The sequence below is a fragment of the Streptomyces sp. NPDC002206 genome, assembly GCF_053593595.1.
This window is the reverse complement of record NZ_JBSFCW010000004.1, coordinates 381160-387357: the sequence shown is the minus strand read 5'-3', so window position 1 is coordinate 387357 and position 6198 is coordinate 381160. Positions and strand designations below refer to the sequence as shown.

The window sequence follows — 6198 nt, the reverse complement described above, 5'->3', positions numbered from 1 at the left end:
CGGCCCCGGCCCCGGCTCCGCCTTCGGCCCCGGCCCCGGCTCCGCCTTCGGCCCCGGCCCCGGCTCCGCCTTCGGCCCCGGCCCCGGCTCCGCCTCCGGCCCCGGCCCCGCCCGAGCATGTGCCGCCTCTGCCGAGGCGGCCGGTCGCAGAGCGGGCCGAGGCCCCGGAGGAGTCTGCAACCGCAGGGGCGACCGGTTCCGGCTCCGGGGTCACCCCGGCCGGCCCGGACCCGGTGGCTCCCGGACGCGCATCCCGCCCCGGACTCCTGTATGTAGGGGACCGGCCGCCCACCTACGACGCCGAGCCCACCGCCCTGCCCGCCACCACACCCCAGGAACTCGACGGGCTCGTCGCCGACACCGTGCTCGACGGGGCCAGGTACGGCACGTACACCCTGCGGGCCGCCTCGGTGCGCGGGGACTCCGCGCGGTTCCGCGGCGAGCCCCGGCGCGACGCCCTGCTCACTGTGCGCTTCGGCGCCGCCGAGAACGCCCTCGTACTCGTCGCCGTCGCCAGCGGCGCCCGCGCCGCCGAGGGCGCCCATCTCGCGGCCGCCGACGCCTGCCGCTGGATCGGCGGAGCTGTCGGCCGCAGCCACGCCCGGCTCGCCGAGGACATAAGGGCAGGCCGCCGGGGCGACCTCAAGTCCGGGCTGCACCGCCTCATCGACCGCAGCTACGGCAGGCTCCGCGCCCGCGCCGCCGAGTTGGGGCTCGAACCGCACGAGTACACCGCGGGCCTGCGCTGCCTCTTGCTGTCGGCCGACCCCGACTGCCGCACCCGGGTCTTCTTCGGAGTGGGCGGCGGCGGGCTCTTCCGGCTGCGCGACGGCGTCTGGCGGGACCTCGAACCGGACGTTCCGGCGCCCGGGGCCGTCACCGGGGAGCCCGTCGTCGGTTTCGGATCCGCGTCCCCCGAGAGCGGCCCCCACGGCGACCGGCTGACCATGGACCTGGGGATCACGACGCCCCCGTCCCCGTACATCGAGAGCCCGCCCCCGCCGCCCGCGGAGCCCTTCCGGTTCCGGGCCTCGGTGGCCCGACCGGGGGACACGCTGCTGCTCTGCAGCACCGGGCTGGCCGAGCCGTTGCGCGGCGAGCCCGCCCTCGCCGACGAGCTCGCCGAACGCTGGACGCCCCAGGAACCGCCCGGCCTGGCGGCCTTCCTCGCGGACACCCAGCTCAGGGTGAAGGGGTACGCCGACGACCGCACGAGTGTCGGCGTCTGGGAGGCGTAACCGTGCGGGCCATGGGTTGATGGACTCCTAGCGCGCTGCCGGCGCGGAGAGGATACGCACCCATGGCCAAGCAGAACGTGTCGGAGCAGTTCGTCGATATTCTCGTCCGGGCGGGCGTCAAAAGGCTCTACGGCGTCGTCGGCGACAGCCTCAACCCGGTCGTCGACGCCATCCGCCGCAACTCCGCCATCGAGTGGATCCAGGTCAGGCACGAGGAGACCGCCGCGTTCGCCGCCGGTGCCGAGGCCCAGATCACCGGCACCCTGGCGGCCTGCGCGGGCTCCTGCGGCCCCGGCAATCTGCACCTCATCAACGGCCTCTACGACGCCCACCGCTCCATGGCTCCCGTCCTCGCCCTCGCCTCGCACATCCCTTCGAGCGAGATCGGTCTCGGCTACTTCCAGGAGACCCATCCGGATCTGCTCTTCCAGGAGTGCAGCCACTACAACGAGATGATCTCCAACCCGCAGCAGATGCCACGGCTGCTCCAGACGGCGATTCAGCATGCGATCGGCCGCGGAGGCGTCAGCGTCGTCTCGATGCCGGGTGACATCGCCTCCCAGCCGGCGCCGGAGAAGTCGATCGAGCATGCCCTGGTCACCTCACGGCCGACGGTGCGGCCCGGCGACGAGGAGATCGAGAAGCTCTGCCGGATGGTCGACGAGGCGAAGCGGGTGACCCTGTTCTGCGGCAGCGGCACCGCGGGCGCCCACGCCGAGGTCATGGAGTTCGCCGAACGTGTGAAGGCCCCGGTCGGGCACGCGTTGCGGGGCAAGGAGTGGATCCAGTACGACAACCCGTACGACGTCGGCATGAGCGGACTGCTCGGCTACGGCGCCGCGTACGAGGCGACCCATGAGTGCGATCTGCTGGTCCTGCTCGGCACCGACTTCCCGTACAACGCCTTCCTGCCCACCGATGTGAAGATCGTCCAGGTCGATGTGCGCCCCGAGAACCTGGGCCGCCGCTCCAAGCTGGATCTGGCGGTGTGGGGCGATGTCCGCGAGACGCTGCGCTGTCTGACGCCGCGGGTGAAGGCCAAGACCGACCGGAAGTTCCTCGACCGGATGCTGAAGAAGCACGCCGAAGCGCTGGAGGGCGTGGTCAAGGCGTACACCCGCAAGGTCGAGAAGCACATTCCGATCCATCCGGAGTACGTCGCCTCGGTGCTGGACGAACTCGCCGACGACGATGCCGTGTTCACCGTCGACACCGGAATGTGCAATGTCTGGGCGGCCCGCTATCTGTCGCCCAACGGCAAGCGCCGGGTGATCGGTTCGTTCAGCCACGGCTCGATGGCCAACGCGCTGCCGCAGGCCATCGGCGCCCAGTTCGTCGACCGGAACCGGCAGGTCGTGTCGATGTCCGGCGACGGCGGATTCACCATGCTGATGGGCGACTTCCTGACCCTCGTCCAGTACGACCTGCCGGTGAAGGTGGTCCTGTTCAACAACTCCTCGCTCTCCATGGTGGAGCTGGAGATGCTGGTCGCCGGTCTGCCGTCGTTCGGTACGACCAACAAGAACCCGGACTTCGCCGCGATCGCGCGGGCCGCCGGGGCGTACGGCGTACGGGTCGAGAAGCCCAAACAGCTCGAAGGCGCCCTCAAGGACGCCTTCAAGCAGAAGGGCCCGGCCCTGATCGACGTCGTCACCGATCCCAACGCGCTCTCCATCCCGCCGAGGATCAGCGCGGAGATGGTGACCGGGTTCGCGCTCTCCGCCAGCAAGATCGTGCTGGACGGAGGCGTGGGCCGGATGCTTCAGATGGCCCGCTCCAACCTGCGGAACGTGCCCCGCCCCTGAGCCGGTGCGGGGCGGGGCGGCCGCTCAGGCCGGAGCCAGCCGTACCGTCAGGATCTGGAACGGCCGCAGCTCCACTACGAGACCGTGCTCATCGGCCGTCGCCTCGTGCAGGGGCCGCTCCAGCAGGTCGGTGATCTGCGCCCGTACGACGGGGAAGCCGACCCGGAGCGTCGCCGCGGCCCGGCCGCCCGCCGACTCGTACAGCCGCACGATCACATCGCCGCTGCGGTCCTCGGCCAGCTTCACGGACTCCACGGTCACCGCCGGATGCCCGGTGGTGACCAGCGACGGCACCACCGGGGCCACCGCTGCCCGCAGCGGCAGATTGAGCGCGAGCCCCGCGCGGACCGCGTCCGTGACCTCCGCCCCGGGCGCCAGCGCGTACCGGAACCGGTGCGTGCCGAGGTCGGTCTCCGGGTCCGGGCTGTGCGGGGCGCGCAGCAGCGTCAGCCGTACGGTCGTGGCGAGACCCGACTCGTGCGGGGTCCGGGTCACATCGTGCCCGTACGTCGAGTCGTTGAGCACTGCGATCCCGTACCCCGGCTCGGCGACCCGCAGCCAGCGGTGCGCACAGATCTCGAAACGGGCGGCGTCCCAGCCGGTGTTGTCGTGCGTGGCCCGGTGGACGTGGCCGAACTGGATCTCGGACGTGGACCGTTCGGCATGCACATCGAGCGGAAAGGCCGCCTTGAGGACCTTCTCCGACTCCTGCCAGTCCACCTCGGTGTCGATGTCGATCTGCCGACTGCCCGCGGCCAGCCGGATCTCCTGCACGATCCGGGACTTCCCGAACGTCCGCACCACGCGCACCGCCGTCCGCAGCGGCCCTTCCTCGATCAGCTCGACCGAGTCGGCATCGGTCAGATCGGTGCGGGAGCGGCGGTAGTGCCGGTCGATGTCCCAGGCGTCCCAGTGGTTGGGGTGATCCGGGTGCAGCTGAAGGAGGTTGGCCCGGTGGCCGGGGGCGATGACCTCGCGGTGCCCGTCGAGATCGCGGACGGCCGCGATCAGCCCGTCGCGGTCGACGGTGACCCGCAGCAGCCCGTTGTCGAGAACGAACCCGTCGTCCGCCGTGCGGCTCGCCATCGCTTCCCGCTCCGGCACCGCCGATCCGTCGAGCAGCCCCGCGCCCAGCCCGGGCGACCGGGCGAACACCGCCGTACGCCACTCGTCCAGCGGCTGCACCTGTGCACCGGACGGCAGCACCGCGCTTGCTTCCGCGTCCAGCTCGATCACCTGACTTCGCTCGTACGGCGAGGAATTGAGCGCAACTAGTCCATCCGCCGCGCCCAGTTCCGTCACCGCGTCGGCCACCAGGTCCGCCAGCTCGGCCCGCACCTGTTCGTACGTGTCGCGGGCCTCGCGATGCACCCACGCGATCGACGAGCCCGGCAGGATGTCATGGAACTGATGCAGTAGGACCGTCTTCCACACCCGGTCCAGCGTCTCGTACGGATACGCGTATCCGGGCGACCGCAGGGCCGCCGCGGTCGCCCACAACTCGGCCTCACGCAGCAGGTGTTCACTGCGCCGGTTGCCCTGCTTGGTCTTGGCCTGGGTGGTGTATGTCGCCCGGTGCAGCTCCAGGTACAGCTCGCCGGACCAGACCGGTGCCTGCTCCGCGTACTCCGCCTCGGCCGCCGCGAAGAACGCCGACGGCTTCTCGATCTCGACCCGCGGTGAACCCTCCAGATCCCGCAGCCTGCGCGCCTTCTCCAGCATCTCCCGGGTCGGACCGCCCCCGCCGTCACCCCAGCCGAACGGCACCAGGGACCGGGTCGCCCGCCCCTTGTCCGCGAAGTTCTTCTCCGCATGCGCGAGTTGACTTGCGTGAAAGTTCGCGTTGTACGTGTCGACGGGCGGGAAGTGGGTGAAGACACGGGTCCCGTCGATGCCCTCCCACCAGAAGGTGTGATGCGGCATCTTGTTGGTCTGGTTCCAGGACAGCTTCTGCGTCAGGAACCACTTCACCCCCGCCAGTCGTGCCAGCTGTGGGAAGGCCGCCGTGTAGCCGAAGGAGTCCGGCAACCAGATCTCCTGCGTCTCCACCCCCAACTCCTGCTCGAAGAACCGCTTCCCGTGCACGATCTGCCGCGCCAGCGCCTCGCCGCCCGGCATATTGGCATCGGACTCCACCCACATCGAGCCGACCGGCGCCCACTGCCCGTCCGCCACCGCCCGCTTGATCCGCTCCCAGATGTGCGGCTGGTGATCACGCACCCAGGCGTACTGCTGGGCCTGCGAACACGCGAAGACCAGCTCCGGATAGTCCTGGGCGAGCGCGGTGACGTTGGCGAACGTACGCGAGGCCTTCCGTACCGTTTCCCGCAGCGGCCACAGCCACGCGGAGTCGATGTGCGCATGGCCGGCCGCCGAGATCCGGTGCGCACTCGCCGACGCCGGGCGGGACAGGGCCCCGGCCAGCTCGGCGCGGCCCGCGGCCGCCGTGCCTGCCACATCGTGCAGGTCCAGGGCATCGAGCATCCGTTCCAGCGCCCGCAGGATCTCGTGGCGCCGCGACCGGTCGGCGGGCAGCTCGTGCATCAGCTCGGACAGCACCTCGATGTCCAGGACGAGATGCCAGACCTCCTCGTCCAGCACGGCAAGGTCCGCGGAGGTGAACCTGTAGAGCGGCCGGTCGCCCGCCGTCAGGACGTCACCGAGCGGGGTCGGCTCGAAGCCGTGCTCAAGGACGGCCGGGTTGGCCGCCGCCTCCAGCAGCAGGGAGACCGGCTCACCGCCCGACACCGAGGCCGAGACGGTCAGATGGCGATTGTGCGGATGGATGCCCTTGAGCGGTACACCCCCGTCGTCGTACAGCATCCCCTCGGCCTGGAAGCCGGGCCCCTGACCGGAGAAACCAGGATCCACCACCACCTCGACATGACGCCCCGCCCACGCCTCGGGCACCGTGCCCTCCAGCCGGAACCAGCTGGTCGACCAGGGCCTGCCCCACTCGGTTCCGGTCGCGAAGGGCTCGTACGTTCCCTTCATGGCCTCCGCCACCGGCACCGGCTCGCCCGGGGCATGCCACACCGAGAGGCTGAGCGGGGACCGGTCCGCGTACTGGGCGGGGCGGATGAATTGGTGGAGGGCCCGTTCCAGGCGGCCCTCCACCAGCGTGCGGTCGTCGTGCATCACGGCTCCTCGGGATC

3 protein-coding genes are annotated in these 6198 nt (G+C 70.9%); 2 read left to right on the top strand and 1 reads right to left on the bottom strand.

What is annotated here, in order from left to right:
• On the top strand, nt 1-1238 hold a 1238-nt coding region (locus ACWCP8_RS12185), incomplete at its 5' end, for a protein phosphatase 2C domain-containing protein (protein ID WP_451115741.1).
• A gap of 62 nt (nt 1239-1300) precedes the next feature.
• Complete coding sequence (locus ACWCP8_RS12180; protein ID WP_352264941.1) at nt 1301-3043, top strand: pyruvate dehydrogenase; 1743 nt, start codon at nt 1301-1303, stop codon at nt 3041-3043.
• A 24-nt stretch (nt 3044-3067) separates the two neighbouring features.
• On the opposite strand, the gene ACWCP8_RS12175 is transcribed toward ACWCP8_RS12180, so the two are convergent.
• A complete protein-coding gene (locus ACWCP8_RS12175) occupies nt 3068-6181 on the bottom strand; it encodes an alpha-mannosidase (RefSeq protein ID WP_451115739.1) in 3114 nt (1037 codons plus the stop codon).
• Nucleotides 6182-6198: the final 17 nt, after the last annotated feature.

Excerpts from the sequence above, each read along its gene's own strand:
- ACWCP8_RS12180 (WP_352264941.1), top strand. The coding sequence starts at position 1,301 with ATGGCCAAGCAGAACGTGTCGGAGCAGTTCGTCGATATTCTCGTCCGG.
- ACWCP8_RS12175 (WP_451115739.1), bottom strand. The coding sequence starts at position 6,181 with ATGCACGACGACCGCACGCTGGTGGAGGGCCGCCTGGAACGGGCCCTC.